We start from the raw sequence: 16390 nt of genomic DNA on the forward strand, positions 1-16390 counted from the left end.
CACGGCGCTGGATTCTCCTCTCAGTTTCATCAGGCTTCTTTTCTCCTTGTCGGGAAGAGTTGTTTGACCGCTGCCCAGGCCGGCGCCAGGATTTTGCCGGCTATCGGGATCAGCGCGAAGCCTGCGAGCAGTCCGATCACGCCCGCGCCAGCCGCCGTCACCAGCCACGCGATGACGCCGCCGAGTGCCGGCACGGCCCCGCTTGCGGCCACGGCCGCCTCGTGAATCACGTGCTCGGGGCCGGCGAAGCCGTAGCCCGCGAGGCTGTGGACGATGATGCCGCCGCCGACCCAGACCATGGCCGCCGTGCCGACGAGGGCCAGCACCTTCAGGAACACGGGCATGCCGCGCACCAGCCCGCGGCCGATCGCGGCCAGCACGCCGCTGCCCCGCCGGGCGAGCGCCAGACCGATATCGTCGGCCTTCACGATCAGGGCCACGGCGCCGTAGACCGCGAGCGTGATGCCGATCGCGACGAGCGCCATCACCACAGCACGCGACCAGACCGTGCCATCGCCCAAGCCCGCCAGGGTGATGGCCATGATCTCGGCCGAGAGGATGAAGTCGGTCTTGATCGCGCCGGAGACCCGCTGGTCTTCCAGAACCTGTGCATCCGGTGCGGCCGCCCTCGCCTTCGCTTCAGCCGTGCGATCGTGGGCCGCGTGCGGCACGATCATCTCGTAGATTTTCTCGGCACCCTCATAGGCGAGGTATAGGCCGCCGAGCAGCAGGAGCGGCGTGATCGCCCAGGGCGCGAAGGCGCTGAGCAGCAGCGCGGCCGGCAGCAGGAACACCAGCTTGTTGATGAGCGAGCCGCGGGCGATGCGCCAGACGATCGGCAATTCGCGGTCCGGCGAGAAGCCGACCACGTAGCGCGGCGTGACCGCGGCATCGTCGATCACGACGCCGGCCGCCTTGGTCCCGGCCTTGGCGGCCTGGGCCGCCACGTCGTCCAGCGAGGCCGCCGCGACCTTCGTCAGGGCAACCACGTCATCCAAGAGGGCTAACAGTCCAACGCTCACAGTCGCTTCATCCCGTTCTCTACTCGGCGAGCATATGGCGTAGCGTAGCGGTTAAGCGAGGAGGCGGCCCGCGCGGCAGGGCGTGGGGCGCGGGTGTGGCACCATCGGACCGACCGGAAACCCCGCCGGGCCGGGCACGATCCTCGCGGACCGACGAAGGGAAAATGCGACAGGCGGGCGGTGGCGGGCAGGAACGCCTCCGCAAAAGAGTCGCCAGCGCGCAACACTTCGACTTTTCCTGCAAAACAGGGCGCCGGCCACTCCAAATCCGTCAAGGTTTGGCTATCAGCCTGATCCGGTCACCTCGTGATTGATCGCCGCCATGCTGTCCGTCTCCCGCGCCGTCGTTTCGAAGCACCGTGAGATTTCCGCGCTGCTCGCAACCTATGCCATGTTCCTCAGCGGCGTCTTGATTTTAGCCTGGGCGGCATAAGCCCCGGATCGAGCGCAGACGCCGCGACTTCCACCTGACCGGATACGCTGCCGTTCATCGGTCGCGCTTCGCTTGGGCGGTGCCGGAAGCCTGTGCGAGGACTGTGAACGGCGGCGCGCACTCGTTCCATCGGAGAGGCGTCGGGCAGTTTGTTGCGCACTCTGCCGTGCCTGATCGAGGATCGCTGAAGGCGTGAAGGTCGTCTGCCGTGACGAGGCTGCCGCCCTTCAATGCTCTCACTCTGCAGGCTGCCTCGGCATCGGCCTGCTGCACGACACCTGCCCCCTGAGCCTGCACTCACTTTGAACTCGCCTCCCGCCGCATGGGGGCCGATCGGTGTCAGCGGCGGAGCCGTCCGGGCCTCAACTTCCGCGATAGGTGCTGTAGCCGTAGGGGGAGATCAGGAGCGGCACGTGAAGATGCGCGGGACCTTTCGGCCCCTGCGGCGCGATCCGGAAGCGCACGGGCACGATGTCGAGGAAGGACGGCGGTTCGCCGCCGGCGGCGGAGCGGGCGAAATAGGCGCCGACCTCGAAGGCGATCTCGTAGGTGCCGGGCGCCATCGCCTCGCCCGAGAGGAGGGGCGCGTCGCAGCGGCCGTCGGCATTGGTGGCGGCCGTCGTGAGGAGCGTGCGGGATTCGCCCTCGATGCGCAGGAGCTGGAGGGTCAGCCCCGCCGCCGGGCGTCCGGTGGACGTGTCGAGCACGTGGGTCGTGAGCCGCCGGGCATCCGGTGGGGCGGCGGGGTTTGCGACGGCCATGGAATGCGGTTCCTCCTCCGGACGCGCCGGGCGATCCGCGGCTGCCCGAGGGCCGCACCTTGCCGGCACCGCAACCCTTGCAGATCGGCTCCCGCGCACCAACCCGGATTTTCGGGAGCAGCTTTCGAAAACTCCGACAGATCAGGACTCCGCGCGGCGCTTTCGTTGCATCTTCGCAAGCTTCTGAAGCGCGTCGGAACGATCCGCGCGCCCGCGCGGCAGACCCGGGGCCATCGATGCACACTTCCCGCGACCTGATCGGATACGGCCGCACCGTTCCGCAGGCGGACTGGCCCGGCGGCGCCCCGGATCGCTGTGCAGATCGTGCTCAACTACGAGGAGGGGGGCGAGAACTGCATCCTGCACGGGGATGCGGCCTCCGAGGCGTTCCTGTCCGAGATCGTCGGCGCGGCGCCCTGGCCGGGCATGCGCCACATGAACATGGAGTCGCTCTACGAGTATGGCGCCCGCGCCGGCTTCTGGCGGCTGTGGCGGCTGTTCACCGGACGGGGCGTGCCGGTGACCGTGTTCGGCGTCGCCACCGCACTCGCGCGCAACCCGGAGGTCGTGGCCGCGATGCGGGAGGCGGATTGGGAGATCGCCAGCCACGGCCTGAAATGGATCGATTATCGCGATATGCCGCGCGCGGAGGAGGCCGCGCAGATGGATGCGGCGATCCGCCTGCACGAGCAGGTAACGGGCGAGCGCCCCCTCGGCTGGTATACCGGCCGCTCCTCCGTCAACACGCTCGAACTCGGCCTGGAACGGGGCTTTGCCTATCTCGCCGATTCCTACGCCGACGACCTGCCCTACTGGCTGTACGGGCGGGCCGGCACTGGCCTCGTGGTGCCCTACACCCTCGACGCGAACGACATGCGTTTCGCCACGGCGCAGGGCTTCAACACCGGCGAGCACTTCTTCACCTACCTGCGCGACAGCTTCGACGCGCTCTACGCGGAGGGCGCCGTCGCGCCGAAGATGATGTCGGTGGGGCTGCATTGCCGCCTGGTCGGCCGGCCGGGCCGCATCGCCGCGCTCGCGCGCTTCCTCGATCACGTCGCCGCCCATGACGGCGTCTGGCTGGCGCGCCGCATCGACATCGCCCGGCACTGGACGGCGCGGCACCCGGCCGAAGCCTTACGCCCGAGCACCATGAGCGCGGCGCAGTTCCTCACCCGGTTCGGCGACATCTTCGAGGACACGCCGGAGATCGCGCTCCGGGCGTGGCAGGCGGGCCTCACCGCGCGCGAGGACAGCGCGGAGGGGCTCCATGCCGCCCTCGTCGGCGCCCTGCGCGGCCTGCCCGCCGAGCAGCAGCGCGCGCTCATCCGCGCCCATCCCGAACTCGCCGGGCGGCTCGCCCAGGCGGGACAGTTGACGCAAGCTTCCACCGCCGAGCAGGGCAGCGCCGGCCTCGGCGCGCTCACGGCCGAGGAGCTGGCGCGGTTCGAGCGGCTGAACGCGGCCTACCGCGCGCGCTTCGACCTGCCCTTCATCATGGCCATCAAGGGCAGCAGCCGCGAGGCGATCCTGGCGGCGTTCGAGGCGCGGCTGCGCAACGATCCCGAGCAGGAGTTTCAGGAAGCTTTGCGCCAGATCGAGCGGATCGCGTGGCTGCGCCTGAAGGACCGGCTGCCTTCGGAGAGTTGATCCGCGCCCGGGCGGCCTCCCGCCGCCGGACCCTACCGCGCTAAGCGCCGGCCGATCAGGTCGAGTCCGGCGCCGACATGGGCGCGCAGGGCCTCGGTCGTCATCTCGACGAAGGTCTTGGCGCGGGCCGGTAGCATTTTTCGCGATGGGTAAACGACCGCCGAGGGTCACCGGTGTCGGCGGCGTGCCCGGCAGGACCGGCATGAGGCGGCCGTCGGCGAGGTAGGGCGCCACCTCGAAGACGGGCTTGAGGACGATGCCCTGCCCCTGGAGCGCCCATTCGGTCAGCACGTCGCCGTCATCCGCGTCGATGGGCCCAGCGACCGGCAGCGTCACGACCTCGTCGCCGTCGCGCAGGCTCCAGCGGAACTGCTCGGAGCCCGGAAACCGCAGCAGCAGGCAGGCATGATCGATGAGGTCGGCCGGGCTCTCGGGGGCGGGATGCTCGGCGAGATAGCCCGGTGACGCGCACAGGATTCGCTCGATATCGGCGACCTTGCGCAGGGTGAAGGTCGAGTCGCGCATCTGCGCGAGCCGGACCGCCACGTCGACCGCCTCCTGCACGAGGTCGAGCAGATGATCGGACAGCCGAAGGTGGACGTCCGCCTCCGGATGGCGCTCGCGGAAGGCGGGGATCAACGGCGCCACGACGCGTCGGCCCAAGGTCAGCGGGGCGGTGACCTTCAGCGTCCCGCGCGGCGCGGCGCCCTGGGTCTCGACGCTCTTCTCCGCCCGCTCCACGGAGGCGGCGATGTCGAGGCAGCGGTCGTAGAAGACGCGGCCGGCTTCCGTCAGGTTCATCCGCCGCGTCGTGCGGGTGAGCAGAAGGCAGCCGAGATGCTCCTCCAGCGTCTGGATGCGGTAGCTGATCACCGACGGCGACAGGCGCAGCGAGCGGCCGGCCGTCGAGAAGCTGCCGGTCTCCGCCGCGCGCATGAAGATGCGAACACTCTCCAGGGACAGCATCCGCCCTCCGAGCCCTGCGGCCTCCCGACACGGCCTCGATTTCGTGAAAATTTCGAAAACTGGCAAGGAATTTGATGGGCATACAAGCCCGCCCGCAGCGGTAGGATCGCAGCCGGACACCGAGGGGAGAGGCCGTGGAGAGCTTCGTCTGGGAATGGGGGAGCCTGCTGCTGCGCTGGCTCCACGTCGTCGCGGCGATGGCCTGGATCGGCTCGTCGTTCTTCTTCATCCATCTCGACGCGTCGCTGAAGCGGACGCCGGACATCCCGGCCGGCGAAGGCGCTGCGGCCTGGCAGGTGCATGGCGGCGGCTTCTACGAGATGCGCAAGTATTTCGTCGCGCCGGAGCATCTCTCCCCGGACCTCACCTGGCACAAGTGGCAGGCCTATACGACGTGGATATCGGGCTTCGTGCTGCTGGCCTGGATCTACTACGCGCAGTCGCGGCTCTACCTCGTCGATCCGGCGGTGATGGACCTGTCGGCCCCGGTCGCGGCGGCGCTCGGCATCGGGGCGCTGGCGCTCGGCTGGCTGGTCTATGACCGCATCTGCCGCTCGAAGCTCGGCGAGAGCGAGACCGGCCTCGCAGCGATCGGCCTGCTGGCCGTCACGCTCGCCGCCTTCGGCTTCTCGCAGGTGTTCAGCGGCCGCGGTGCCCTGATCCATACCGGCGCCCTGATGGCGACCTGGATGGCCGGCAACGTCTTCTTCATCATCATCCCGAACCAGCGCAAGGTCATCGCCGCGCTGCTGAAGGGGGAGCGGCCGGACCCGAGCCTCGGCAAGCAGGCCAAGCAGCGCTCGGCGCAGAACAACTACCTGACCCTGCCGGTCGTCCTGATGATGATCGCCAACCACTACCCGATGCTGTTCGAATCGAAGGCGACGATTCCGCTCATCGTCGCGCTGGTCACCGCCTCGGGCGCGGTGATCCGCTTCTTCTACAACAGGCGCCATGCCGACCACGCCCGCTCGCCCTGGTGGGCCTGGGCCGCGGCCTCGATGGGTCTGGCCGCCGCCTTCGTCCTCGCCGTCGCCGGAAGCGCCGGGGGCCGTGCGGTGCTGGGCCTGCCGCCGCAGGCCGAAGGCCCGCCGGCCACCGCCCTGGCCTCGGCCGGTCACGGGGGCGCTGCGCCGCCAGACCACGTCGTCGAACTCGTCGCGGGGCGCTGCGCCATGTGCCACGCGGTCGAGCCGATCTGGGAGGGGATCGGCGTCGCGCCGAAGGGCGTGCGGCTCGATACCGCCGAGGCCATCGGCCGCCAGGCCGAGGCGATTCGGCGGCAGGTCGTGCTGACGCACAACATGCCGCCCAACAACGTGACCGAGATGACCGACGAGGAGCGCGGCGTGATCGCAGCCTGGCTGACGGACGCCGCACGCTAGAGCCGTCGCCTCTCGATCCTTGTTTTGACGCGCCTTCTTTCGACGAGTGGGTGACCACTTCGTCGGAATGCGCGCTGAGATCCCTGCCCGACATCGCGACAACGGAATGCCTCGGAAATGACCGCTTCCTCCTACAATCCGCCCTGCGGCGGCCTGCCTCCCCAGACGGCGCTGATGACGGGCCGGGCCGTGTTCACCGAGGCCTACGCCCTCATCCCGAAGGGGGTGATGCGCGACATCGTCACGAGCGTGCTGCCGTTCTGGGAGGGCACGCGGGCCTGGATGCTGTCGCGGCCCCTGTCGGGTTTCTCCGAAACCTTCGCGCAGTACCTGATGGAGGTGGCGCCCGGCGGCGGCAGCGAGCAGCCGGAGCCCGACCCGCGCGCCGAGGGCGTGCTGTTCGTGGTCGGCGGCGGCCTCCGTCTCGTCCTCGACGGAGAGGTGCATGCCCTCCGCCCCGGCAGCTACGCCTACCTGCCCCCGGGGGCGGCCTGGAGCCTGCACGGCGAAGGGTCCGAGCCGGCGCGCTTCCACTGGATTCGCAAGGCCTATGAGCGCGTCGAGGGCCTCGCGTGCCCGCCGGCCTTCGTCACCCACGAATCCGAGATTGCCCCCGTGGCGATGCCGGGCACCGACGGCGCCTGGGCCACCACCCGCTTCGTCTCGCCCGAGGACGTGCGCCACGACATGCACGTCAACATCGTCACCCTGCGGCCCGGCGCCTCGATCCCGTTCGAGGAAACGCATGTGATGGAGCACGGCCTGTTCGTGCTGGAGGGCAAGGCGGTCTACCGGCTCAACCGCGACTGGGTCGAGGTCGAGGCCGGCGACTTCATGTGGCTGCGCGCCTTCTGCCCGCAGGCCTGCTACGCGGGCGGCCCCGGCCCGTTCCGATACCTGCTCTACAAGGACGTGAACCGGCACGCTTCGCTGGCGCCGTTCGGAGCCGCCTGGTGAGCGGACGGCAGATCCCGGTCGAGCCGCTGACGCAGGCAGCCTTCGCGCCGTTCGGCACGGTGATCGACAAGGCGGCCGTCGCCCCGCGGCCGATGAACGCCGGCCGGGCCCGCCGCTTCCACGACCTTGCGCAGGTGGCCGTCGCCGGCGCGGACGGGCAGGTGGTGATCGGCTTCGTCGAGGCCGAGCCCTACACGCTGCCGCTGTCCTTGAGCCTCGTCGAGCGCCACCCGCTCGGAGCCCAAGCCTTCATCCCTCTGAATGCCGCGCCGTTCCTCGTCGTCGTCTGCCCGGACGAGGGCGGCAGGCCCGGCCGGCCGCGGGCCTTCCTCACCGCCCCCAGCCAGGGCGTCTGCTACGCACTCGGCACCTGGCACGGCGTTCTCACGCCGCTCGAACGGCCCCAGGATTTCTGGGTGATCGACCGGGGCGGCCCCGGGGTGAACCTGGAGGAGCATCCCTTCGACGAGCCCTGGATCATCGCGCACGCGTGACGGTCTTCAGCCGCGCGGGAGGACCGGCCCGGTCGCGGCACGCCCCGCGGTGCCGGCGATTGGTCGCGCGCGCGGGATCGGTTAGGTGATCCGAAGAGCCGCGCGGGGGCGGTGACGGATCGGGAGGCTCGGGCGTGGTCGGAAGCGAGATCGGGGCCCCGGCGCGCCGACAGCGACGCGACGGTGCCCTGCGCCGGGAAGCCGTGCTCGATGCCGGACTGGAGATCTTCTCGACCGTCGGCCTGCACGGCGCCAGCCTCGACCAGATCGCCCTGCGCGCCGGGCTCTCGAAGACGAACCTGCTCTACTACTTCCGCACCAAGGAAGACCTCTACGTCGCCGTGCTGCGGCGCGTGCTCGATGTCTGGCTCGACCCGCTCCATGCGCTTGACGCGGAATCCGAGCCGGCCGAGGCGCTCAAGCGCTACATCCGCTCGAAGATCACCCTGTCGCGGGACGCGCCGCGGGCCTCGCGGCTGTTCTGCCTGGAAATCGTGCAGGGCGCGCCGCTCCTGCGCGCCGAACTCGAAGGTCCCCTGCGGGACTTGGTCGAGGCCAAGGCCGCGGTGCTGCGCGGCTGGATCGCCGACGGGCGCATCGCCCCGCACGACCCCCGCCACCTCGTCTTCGCGATCTGGGCCGTCACCCAGCACTATGCCGACTTCGCGGTGCAGGTGGAGGCCATCACCGGGCGCGACCTCAGCGACGAGGCCTTCTTCGAGCAGACGGTGGAGAGCACCCAGAGACTGATCCTGGCGAGCCTCGGACTGACCTGATTCGCGTTTCTCCCGTCTCGAGACCGGAAGAGGTCGGCGAGAATCGCACCAAGCGTAAGCAGAAGCGGCCCACCGCGCGGGCATCGCGCGGAGAGTTTGTGCAAACGGTCAAATATCGGCTCTCAGAGTTTGACCAAATGGTCTGATTCGCTACCGTCCAGACCTGTCGCCGGCCCTTCAAAGCGCCGGCCGGACGAGCGAGCGAGGGTTTGTTATGACCCAGGCCAAAGATCGCGCCATGAATATCGGCGTCTTCATCCCGATCGGAAACAACGGCTGGCTCCTGTCGGAGAATGCGCCGCAGTACATGCCGAGCTTCGAGCTCAACAAGCAGATCACGCTCAAGGCGGAACAGCACGGCCTCGACTTCGTGCTCTCGATGATCAAGCTGCGCGGCTTCGGCGGCAAGACCGAGTTCTGGGATCACAACCTCGAATCCTTCACGCTGATGGCCGGGCTTGCCGCGGTCACGAGCCGGATCAAGCTCTACGCCACGGCCCCGACCCTGTGCCTGCCGCCGGCGATCGTCGCGCGCATGGCCTCCACCATCGACTCGATCTCGAACGGCCGCTTCGGCCTCAATCTCGTCACCGGCTGGCAGCGGCCGGAATACGCGCAGATGGGCCTGTGGCCCGGCGACGAGTATTTCGGCCGCCGCTACGAGTATCTTTCCGAATACGCGCAGGTTCTGCGCGAGCTGTGGGAGACCGGCCGCAGCGATCTCAAGGGCGAATTCTTCCAGATGGAGGATTGCCGCCTGAGCCCGCGCCCGCAGGCGGAAATGAAGATTATCTGCGCCGGGCAGAGCGCGGCCGGCATGGCCTTCACCGCGACCTATGCCGACTACAATTTCTGCTTCGGCAAGGGGGTCAACACGCCGACCGCCTTCGCCCCGACCGTGGAGCGGTTGGAGGAGGCCAAGGCGAAGACCGGCCGCGACGTGTCCTCCTACGTCCTGTTCATGGTCATCAGCGATGAGACCGACGAGGCGGCCCGCGCCAAGTGGGAGCACTACAAGGCCGGCGCCGACGCGGAGGCGATCGCCTGGCTCGGCCTCCAGGGCGCGGCCGACACCAAGTCCGGCGCCGACACCAACATCCGCCAGATGGCCGATCCGACCTCGGCGGTGAACATCAACATGGGCACCCTGGTCGGCTCCCACGCCACCGTCGCCGCCCTGCTCGACGAGGTGGTGACGGTGCCGGGCACCGGCGGCGTGCTGCTGGTCTTCGACGACTTCCTGAAGGGCCTCGACGATTTCGGCACGAAGATCCAGCCGCTGATGCGCTCGCGCCGGCACGTCACCGGCGAAGCACTGGCGGAGGTGGCGTGATGGAGGCCGATGCCCCCGCGGGCTACCGCGATCCGTCCGGGCGCCACGGCGCGGTCACGCTGCCGGCGCGGCCCGAGCCGATCGCCTTCGACGCTGATGCCACCGTGCTCATCGTCGTCGACATGCAGAACGCCTACGCGACTAAAGGCGGCTATCTCGATCTCGCCGGCTTCGACGTCTCGGCGACCGGGCCGGTGATCGAGCGGATTGCCCGGGCCGTGGCGGCGGCCCGCGCGGCCGGTATCCGCCGTGGTCTGGTTCCAGAACGGCTGGGACCCGGACTACGTCGAGGCCGGGGGGCCGGGCTCGCCGAACTGGCACAAGTCGAACGCGCTCAAGACCATGCGCCGCCGGCCGGAGATGAACCAGCGGCTCCTGGCCAAGGGCACGTGGGACTACGCCCTCGTCGATGCGCTGACGCCCGAGCCCGGCGACATCGTCCTGCCCAAGCCCCGCTACAGCGGCTTCTACAACACGCCGCTGGACAGCATGCTGCGGGCGCGCGGCATCCGCACGCTGGTCTTCACCGGCATCGCCACGAATGTCTGCGTGGAATCGACCCTGCGCGACGGCTACCACCGCGAGTATTTCGGGATCGTGCTCGCCGACGCCACCCATCAGGCCGGCCCGCCCGCCCTGCAGGAGGGCGCGCTGCGCAACATCGAGACCTTCTTCGGCTGGGTGTCGGATGTCGCCGCCTTCGAGGCCGCGCTCAGCTCCGACGAAGCCCGCCGCATCCCCGCCTGACGCGGAGACCCCCATGCCCAAGACCGTCGTGATCCCGCCCGGCACCGGCAAGCCGCTCGCGCCCTACGTGCCCGGCACCCTCGCCGACGGCGTGCTCTACGTCTCCGGGACCCTGCCGCTCGATGCGGAGGCGAACGTCGTCCACGAGGGTGATGCCGGCGCGCAGACCCGGCACGTGCTGGAGACGATCAAGGGCGTCGTCGAGGCCGCGGGCGGCTCGATGGACGACGTCACCTTCAACCACATCTTCCTCAAGGATTGGGCCGATTACAGCGCCATCAACGCCGTCTATGCCACGTACTTCCCCGGCGAGAAGCCGGCGCGCTACTGCATCCAGTGCGGGCTGGTGAAGCCGACCGCACTCGTCGAGATCGCCTCGGTCGCCCATATCGGCAAGCCGGCCTGAGCCGATGGCCGCGCCCGTCCACCACGAATTGCACGGGCCGGCCGGCGGGCGCACCGTGCTGCTCTCGCCCGGGCTCGGCGGCTCGGCCCATTACTTCGCGCCACAAGTGCCGGTGCTGGCCGAGCGCTTCCGGGTCGTCACCTACGATCACCGCGGCACCGGGCGCTCGCCGGGTCCGCTCGAACCGGGCCACGACATCGCGGCCATGGCCCGCGACGTCCTCGCCCTGCTCGACCATCTCGGCATCGGCACGGCCGACATCGTCGGCCACGCGCTGGGCGGCCTCATCGCCCTGCAACTCGCTCTCACCCATCCCGAGCGGGTCGGGCGGATCGTGGTGATCAACGGCTGGGCGGTGATGGACCCGGCGACGCGCCGCTGCTTTGCCGCCCGCAAGGCGCTGCTCCGGCATGCCGGCCCCGAAGCGTTCGTCCGCGCCCAAGCGATCTTCCTCTACCCGGCGCCCTGGCTCTCCGAGAACGCCGCGCGGGTCGCGGACGACGAGGCGCAGGCGCTGGCGCACTTCCCGGGCACGCGGACGGTGCTGGCCCGCATCGCCGTCCTGGAAACCTTCGACGCGACGGCCGCGCTCGGGCGCATCCCACACGAGACCCTGCTCATGGCCGCGCGCGACGACGTGCTCGTGCCCTTCACCGCCTCGGAAATCCTCGCGGCCGGGCTCCCCAACGCCCGCCTCGATCTCGCGCCCGAGGGTGGCCACGCCCACAGCGTCACCCGCCCCGAAGCCTTCAACCGCACGCTCCTCGACTTCCTCGCAAGTCCCTGAAGCGACCCGACCTCACGAAAGGCCGCCGCCATGACCGAGTCTGAGAGCGCCGCCGTCCCCGTCGATGCGGCCGCCTACCGAGAAGCGATGTCCCGGCTCGCGAGCGCGGTGCATCTGATCACCACCGACGGTCCGGGCGGGCGGGCCGGCTTCACCGCCTCGGCCGTGTGCAGCGTCAGCGACGCGCCGCCGACGCTGCTCGTCTGCATCAACCGCGCCTCCTCCGCCTACGCCGCCCTCACTCAGAACGGGACGCTGTGCGTGAACACCCTCGGCGAGGGCCACGAAACGGTGGCGAGCCTGTTCGGAGGGCGCACGCCCGTGGACGAGCGCTTCGCCGCGGGCACGTGGCGGCGCCTGCGCAGCGGGGCGCCCGCGCTGGCCGACGCCCTCGTCAGCTTCGATTGCCGCATCGTCGGGCGCCACGCCGTCGGCAGCCACGACGTGCTCTACTGCGCGGTCGAGGCCGTCGCCGCTTCGGGGCAGGCCGACGCGCTGCTCTACAGCGAGCGCCGCTACCGCACGCTTCCCCGCGCGCCGCGGAGCGGATCCGAGCCGGCGCGCGCCGCCCGCGCCGTCGGAGCCCGGCCCGCCGAAGGGCCGGCTTTGGCTCTGAGGAGCGCCTGAGCCGGGATCGGCGCATCGCATCTCGGCCGCCAGGCGCCTTCGCGCCGCTCGGCGCGGACGGCACGGAAAATGCTCGATCCGGCGCTGCGACGATGTCCGGCGGCGGGCCTCCCTTCCCCTCCCCTCTTCCCCTGCCCCCTCGGCCTGCCCCCGGCTCCCGGACGCCCGATCGAGAGCCGACCCCGAAACCCACGGAACGAAAGCCTGCCATGTCGCGTGCCGGCGCCCTCGCCCTCAAACAGCCGCCCGAGTTCGAGCAACCGGCGCCGCGCGCGGTGCCGGCAGCGCCCGTCATCGCCGCGCGCGGGCTGTCCCTGACCTACACCACCGCCGACGGGCCGGTTCACGCGCTTGCCGATGTCGATCTCGCGGTAGCGCCGGGCGAGTTCGTCTCCTTCATCGGCCCGTCCGGCTGCGGCAAGACCACGCTGCTGCGCTGCGTCGCCGACCTCGAACAGCCGACCGGCGGCGAACTGACCGTCAACGGCGTCGGCGCCGAGGCGGCGCGGCTGCGGCGCGACTACGGCTTCGTGTTCCAGGCGCCCGCGCTCTATCCCTGGCGGACCATCGCCCGCAACGTCGCGCTGCCCCTCGAGATCTTCGGCGTACCGCGCGCCGAGCGGCGGGAGCGCGTGGCGCACTTCCTCGACCTCGTCCAGCTCACCGGCTTTGCCAACAAGTTCCCCTGGCAACTCTCCGGCGGCATGCAGCAGCGGGCCTCGATCGCCCGTGCCCTCTGCTTCGATCCGAAGCTGCTGCTGATGGACGAGCCCTTCGGGGCGCTGGACGAGATCGTGCGCGACCACCTCAACGCGCAGCTCCTCGCGCTGTGGCGCAAGACCGCCAAGACGGTCCTGTTCGTCACCCACTCGATCCCCGAGGCGGTCTACCTCTCGACCCGCGTCGTGGTGATGTCGCCGCGCCCGGGGCGCATCATCGACATCGTCGATTGCACCGCGCTCGGGCGGGAGCGTCCGCTGGAGATCCGCGAGATGCCCGAGTTCCTGCGCCTCGGCCAGCGGGTGCGCGAGGGCCTGCGCGCCGGTCACGCCTATGACGCGTGAGGCAGCGTCCTTTCCCCGCGGCCGGGCGCTGCCCGTGGCCGGCGTCGTCCTGGCGCTGCTCGTTGGCTGGTACCTCGCCGCCCTGCTCGGCAACTGGAACGGCGCCGCGGACGCGCTCGTGCGGGCCGGCGCGGCGCCCGACACTGCGGGCATCGCCGCGGCGACGATGGCGCAGGAGCGGCCCGTCGTGCCGGCACCGCATCAGGTGGTCTCAGAACTGTCGCGCAGCGTCCTCGGCGTGCCGCTGAGTTCGAAGCGCAGCCTCGTCTACCACGCCTGGGTCACCCTCTCGGCGACGCTCACCGGCTTCGCCCTCGGCTCGCTGCTCGGCATCGCGCTCGCGATCGCGATCGTGCATCTGCGCAGCGTCGAGGCGAGCCTGATGCCCTGGATCGTCGCCTCGCAGACCGTGCCGATCCTGGCCGTGGCGCCCATCATCATCGTGGCGCTGGGCGCGGCCGGCCTGACCGGCCTGCTGCCGAAGGCGGTGATTGCGGCCTATCTCTGCTTCTTCCCCGTCACGGTCGGCATGGTGAAGGGGCTGAACGCCCCCGACCGGATCCAGCGCGACCTGATGCGGACCTACTCGGCCTCGCGTGGGCAGATCCTGGCGCGGCTGCGCTGGCCGTCCGCCCTGCCCTACCTGTTCGCGAGCCTGAAGATCGCGGTGGCGGCGAGCCTCGTCGGCACCATCGTCGCCGAACTGCCGACCGGGGCGCAGGCCGGGCTCGGGGCGCGGCTGCTCGCCGGCTCCTATTACGGCCAGACGATCCAGATCTGGGCGGCCCTGTTCGCGGCGGCGGCGCTCTCGGCGCTCCTCGTCCAGGGGATCGGCCTCGCGGAACGTGCGAGCGCCCGCGCCCTCGGTGCCCGGCCCGCAGCAGGAAGTGCCCGATGACGCATCGCGCCGCACGGATCGGCCTGCTCACGCCCGCCGCGCTGATCGGCGGGGCGGCACTCGCCATCGCCGCCCACCGGCCCGGTCTGGCCGGCGCGGCGGGGCCGGGCTTCTGGCTCGCCGCCTTCCTGGTCTGGATCGCCGCCACGCTGGCCGCGCGCGACCTTGCCGCCCTGGAGACAGGCCATGCGGCGGGCCGCCGCCTCGTGCGGCTCGCCGTGCCGCTGCTGTTCGGGGTCCTCGTGCTGGTGCTGTGGGAGGTCGTCGTGGTGGGTGCGGGGGTGCCCGCCGTGCTGATGCCGCCGCCCTCGGCGATCGCCGCGCGCTTCGTCACCGCGCTGCCCGTTCTCGGAGCGGATTTTGTCCAGACCTGCCTGAAATCGGCCCTGCCGGGCTACGTCATCGGCTGCCTGTCGGGCCTCGGCGTCGCGATCCTGGCCGACCGGCTGCCCGTGCTCGGGCGTGGTCTCCTGCCGGTGGCGAACGTCGCCTCGGCGCTCCCCATCGTCGGCATCGCCCCGATCATGGTGATGTGGTTCGGCTTCGACTGGCCGTCGAAGGCCGCGGTGGTCGCCGTGATGGCCTTCTTCCCGATGCTGGTGCAGGCCGGGGCCGGCCTTGCCGCCACGGGTTCGATCGAGCGCGACCTGATGCGCACCTACGCGGCAGGCTATTCGCGCACGCTCCTGAGCCTGCGCCTGCCCATGGCCCTGCCCTTCCTGTTCACTGCCCTGAAGGTCAACGCGACGCTGGCGCTGATCGGGGCGATCGTGGCCGAATTCTTCGGCACGCCGATCGTCGGCATGGGCTTTCGTATCTCGATCGAGGCGGCGCGGCTCTCCCTCGACATGGTCTGGGCCGAGATCGTGCTGGCGGCCCTGGCGGGCTCGGCCTTCTACGGCCTCATCGCCCTGGCCGAGCGCGCCGCGACCGGCTGGCACCCATCGGTGCGCGCCGGCTGACGGCGGGGTCCGCCCGCATCCGTTCGAAAAACCACGGCCGAAGGCCGCAGGGGAAAGTCCCGAAGGGGACAGGTTGAAGGAGGCTAAGATGGCGGGGAAAACGGCGGGGAAAACGATGAGAGCGCTCCTCTGCGCCGGGGCGGCGCTGCTCGGGCTCGCTGCGGGCGGCGCGCGGGCGGCGGAGAAGGTGACGCTCCAGCTCAAATGGGTGCCCCAGGCGCAGTTTGCCGGCTACTACGTCGCGCAGGCCAAGGGCTTCTACAAGGAGGCCGGCCTCGACGTGACGATCAAGCCGGGCGGGCCCGACGTGGCCCCGCCCCAGGTCATCGCGGGCGGCGGCGCCGACGTCGTCGTCGATTGGATGCCCTCGGCGCTCGCCTCGCGCGAGAAGGGCGTGCCGCTCGTCAACATCGCGCAGCCGTTCAAGAAATCGGGCCTGATGCTGACCTGCCGCGCCGACACCGGCATCAAGTCGCCCGCCGACCTGAAGGGACGGACGCTCGGCGTCTGGTACGCGGGCAACGAGTACCCGTTCCTGGCCTGGATGGCCAAGCTCGGCCTCAAGACCGACGGCTCGCCCGGCGGCGTGACGGTGCTGAAGCAGGGCTTCAACGTCGATCCGCTGATCCAACGCCAAGCCGACTGCGTCTCGACCATGAGCTACAACGAGTATTGGCAGGTGATCGATGCCGGCTTCAAGCCGGAGCAGCTCGTCGTCTTCCGCTACGAGGACCAGGGCGTCGCCGCGCTCGAGGACGGGCTCTACGCCCTCGAATCGAAGCTGAAGGACAAGGCCTTCGTCGCCCGGCTGGCGAAGTTCATGGCGGCCTCCGAGAAGGGCTGGGCCTATGCCGCCGCGCATCCGGACGAGGCCGCCGAGATCGTGCTGGAGAACGACGCCAGCGGCGCCCAGACCGAGACGCACCAGAAGCGGATGATGCGCGAGATCGCCAAGCTGCTCGACACCTCCGGCGGCCGGCTCGACCCCGCCGATTACGAGCGCACCGTCGCGATCCTGCTCGCCGGCGGCACCGACCAGCCCGTCATCACCCGCAAGCCCGAGGGGGCCTGGACGCATGCGGTGACCGCGACCCTGGGGCAGTAGGCGCAGCGCAGGGGTTG

At 70.4% G+C, this 16390-nt stretch carries 14 protein-coding genes and 3 pseudogenes; 14 read left to right on the top strand and 3 right to left on the bottom strand.

Annotated elements, in window-relative coordinates:
* Window positions 1–29: 29 nt before the first annotated feature.
* The gene (locus M2437_RS24285) at window positions 30–1022 is read right to left on the bottom strand and encodes a DUF808 domain-containing protein (protein WP_253388903.1); all 993 of its coding nucleotides are present in this window, start codon (window positions 1020–1022) and stop codon (window positions 30–32) included.
* Window positions 1023–1817: 795 nt separating this feature from the next.
* The gene (gene uraH, locus M2437_RS24290) at window positions 1818–2216 is read right to left on the bottom strand and encodes a hydroxyisourate hydrolase (protein WP_253388904.1); all 399 of its coding nucleotides are present in this window, start codon (window positions 2214–2216) and stop codon (window positions 1818–1820) included.
* A 236-nt stretch (window positions 2217–2452) separates the two neighbouring features.
* Here uraH and puuE point away from each other — a divergent pair.
* Window positions 2453–3866 (top strand): annotated as a pseudogene (puuE, locus tag M2437_RS24295) (allantoinase PuuE).
* 32 nt (window positions 3867–3898) lie between these two features.
* On the opposite strand, the pseudogene M2437_RS24300 reads toward puuE, so the two are convergent.
* A pseudogene (locus tag M2437_RS24300) lies at window positions 3899–4832 on the bottom strand (LysR family transcriptional regulator).
* Between the two features lie 134 nt (window positions 4833–4966).
* On the opposite strand from M2437_RS24300, the gene M2437_RS24305 reads away from it, so the two are divergent.
* From M2437_RS24305 to M2437_RS24365, 13 genes and pseudogenes are all read left to right on the top strand, one after another.
* Entirely contained in the window at window positions 4967–6217 is a 1251-nt protein-coding gene (locus tag M2437_RS24305) for a urate hydroxylase PuuD (protein ID WP_253388907.1), read from the top strand.
* 117 nt (window positions 6218–6334) lie between these two features.
* Window positions 6335–7174 carry a bifunctional allantoicase/(S)-ureidoglycine aminohydrolase gene (locus M2437_RS24310; RefSeq protein ID WP_253388908.1) on the top strand — a complete coding sequence of 280 codons (840 nt, stop codon included), beginning with the start codon at window positions 6335–6337 and terminating at the stop codon, window positions 7172–7174.
* Window positions 7171–7668 carry an ureidoglycolate lyase gene (locus M2437_RS24315; protein WP_253388909.1) on the top strand — a complete coding sequence of 166 codons (498 nt, stop codon included), beginning with the start codon at window positions 7171–7173 and terminating at the stop codon, window positions 7666–7668. The genes M2437_RS24310 and M2437_RS24315 overlap by 4 nt, the downstream gene beginning before the upstream one ends.
* Before the next feature lie 134 nt (window positions 7669–7802).
* A complete protein-coding gene (rutR, locus tag M2437_RS24320; protein ID WP_003606172.1) occupies window positions 7803–8444 on the top strand; it encodes an HTH-type transcriptional regulator RutR in 642 nt (213 codons plus the stop codon).
* Window positions 8445–8682: 238 nt separating this feature from the next.
* Entirely contained in the window at window positions 8683–9777 is a 1095-nt protein-coding gene (gene rutA / locus M2437_RS24325; protein ID WP_015822305.1) for a pyrimidine utilization protein A, read from the top strand.
* Window positions 9777–10524 (top strand): annotated as a pseudogene (gene rutB / locus M2437_RS24330) (pyrimidine utilization protein B). The gene rutA and the pseudogene rutB overlap by 1 nt, the downstream one beginning before the upstream one ends.
* Window positions 10525–10537: 13 nt before the next feature.
* Window positions 10538–10930: a pyrimidine utilization protein C gene (rutC, locus tag M2437_RS24335; protein ID WP_253388910.1), complete on the top strand. Its 393-nt coding sequence runs from the start codon at window positions 10538–10540 to the stop codon at window positions 10928–10930.
* Between the two features lie 4 nt (window positions 10931–10934).
* Window positions 10935–11717 (top strand): pyrimidine utilization protein D, encoded by a 783-nt coding sequence (rutD, locus tag M2437_RS24340; protein ID WP_253388911.1) that lies wholly within the window; start codon window positions 10935–10937, stop codon window positions 11715–11717.
* Between the two features lie 30 nt (window positions 11718–11747).
* Complete coding sequence (rutF, locus tag M2437_RS24345) at window positions 11748–12344, top strand: NADH-dependent FMN reductase RutF (protein WP_253388912.1); 597 nt, start codon at window positions 11748–11750, stop codon at window positions 12342–12344.
* A gap of 209 nt (window positions 12345–12553) precedes the next feature.
* Window positions 12554–13408, top strand: a complete 855-nt coding sequence (locus M2437_RS24350; protein WP_253388913.1) for an ABC transporter ATP-binding protein — start codon at window positions 12554–12556, stop codon at window positions 13406–13408.
* Window positions 13398–14306: an ABC transporter permease gene (locus M2437_RS24355; protein ID WP_253388914.1), complete on the top strand. Its 909-nt coding sequence runs from the start codon at window positions 13398–13400 to the stop codon at window positions 14304–14306. Before M2437_RS24350 ends, M2437_RS24355 begins: the two co-directional genes overlap by 11 nt.
* Entirely contained in the window at window positions 14303–15268 is a 966-nt protein-coding gene (locus M2437_RS24360; RefSeq protein WP_253388915.1) for an ABC transporter permease, read from the top strand. Before M2437_RS24355 ends, M2437_RS24360 begins: the two co-directional genes overlap by 4 nt.
* Window positions 15269–15383: 115 nt before the next feature.
* Window positions 15384–16373, top strand: coding sequence for an ABC transporter substrate-binding protein (locus M2437_RS24365; RefSeq protein ID WP_253388916.1), 990 nt, complete (start codon window positions 15384–15386; stop codon window positions 16371–16373).
* Window positions 16374–16390 lie beyond the last annotated feature (17 nt).

The organism is Methylorubrum pseudosasae (genome assembly GCF_029504475.1).
Taxonomy (GTDB): Bacteria; Pseudomonadota; Alphaproteobacteria; order Rhizobiales; family Beijerinckiaceae; genus Methylobacterium; species Methylobacterium extorquens.

What these genes read in the sequence shown, in the direction of transcription:
- M2437_RS24365 (WP_253388916.1), top strand. Translation starts at nt 15,384, where the DNA reads ATGAGAGCGCTCCTCTGCGCCGGGGCGGCGCTGCTCGGGCTCGCTGCG.
- M2437_RS24355 (WP_253388914.1), top strand. Translation starts at nt 13,398, where the DNA reads ATGACGCGTGAGGCAGCGTCCTTTCCCCGCGGCCGGGCGCTGCCCGTG.
- M2437_RS24310 (WP_253388908.1), top strand. Translation starts at nt 6,335, where the DNA reads ATGACCGCTTCCTCCTACAATCCGCCCTGCGGCGGCCTGCCTCCCCAG.
- M2437_RS24350 (WP_253388913.1), top strand. Translation starts at nt 12,554, where the DNA reads ATGTCGCGTGCCGGCGCCCTCGCCCTCAAACAGCCGCCCGAGTTCGAG.
- uraH (WP_253388904.1), bottom strand. Translation starts at nt 2,216, where the DNA reads ATGGCCGTCGCAAACCCCGCCGCCCCACCGGATGCCCGGCGGCTCACG.
- rutF (WP_253388912.1), top strand. Translation starts at nt 11,748, where the DNA reads ATGACCGAGTCTGAGAGCGCCGCCGTCCCCGTCGATGCGGCCGCCTAC.
- rutD (WP_253388911.1), top strand. Translation starts at nt 10,935, where the DNA reads ATGGCCGCGCCCGTCCACCACGAATTGCACGGGCCGGCCGGCGGGCGC.
- rutC (WP_253388910.1), top strand. Translation starts at nt 10,538, where the DNA reads ATGCCCAAGACCGTCGTGATCCCGCCCGGCACCGGCAAGCCGCTCGCG.
- M2437_RS24360 (WP_253388915.1), top strand. Translation starts at nt 14,303, where the DNA reads ATGACGCATCGCGCCGCACGGATCGGCCTGCTCACGCCCGCCGCGCTG.
- rutA (WP_015822305.1), top strand. Translation starts at nt 8,683, where the DNA reads ATGAATATCGGCGTCTTCATCCCGATCGGAAACAACGGCTGGCTCCTG.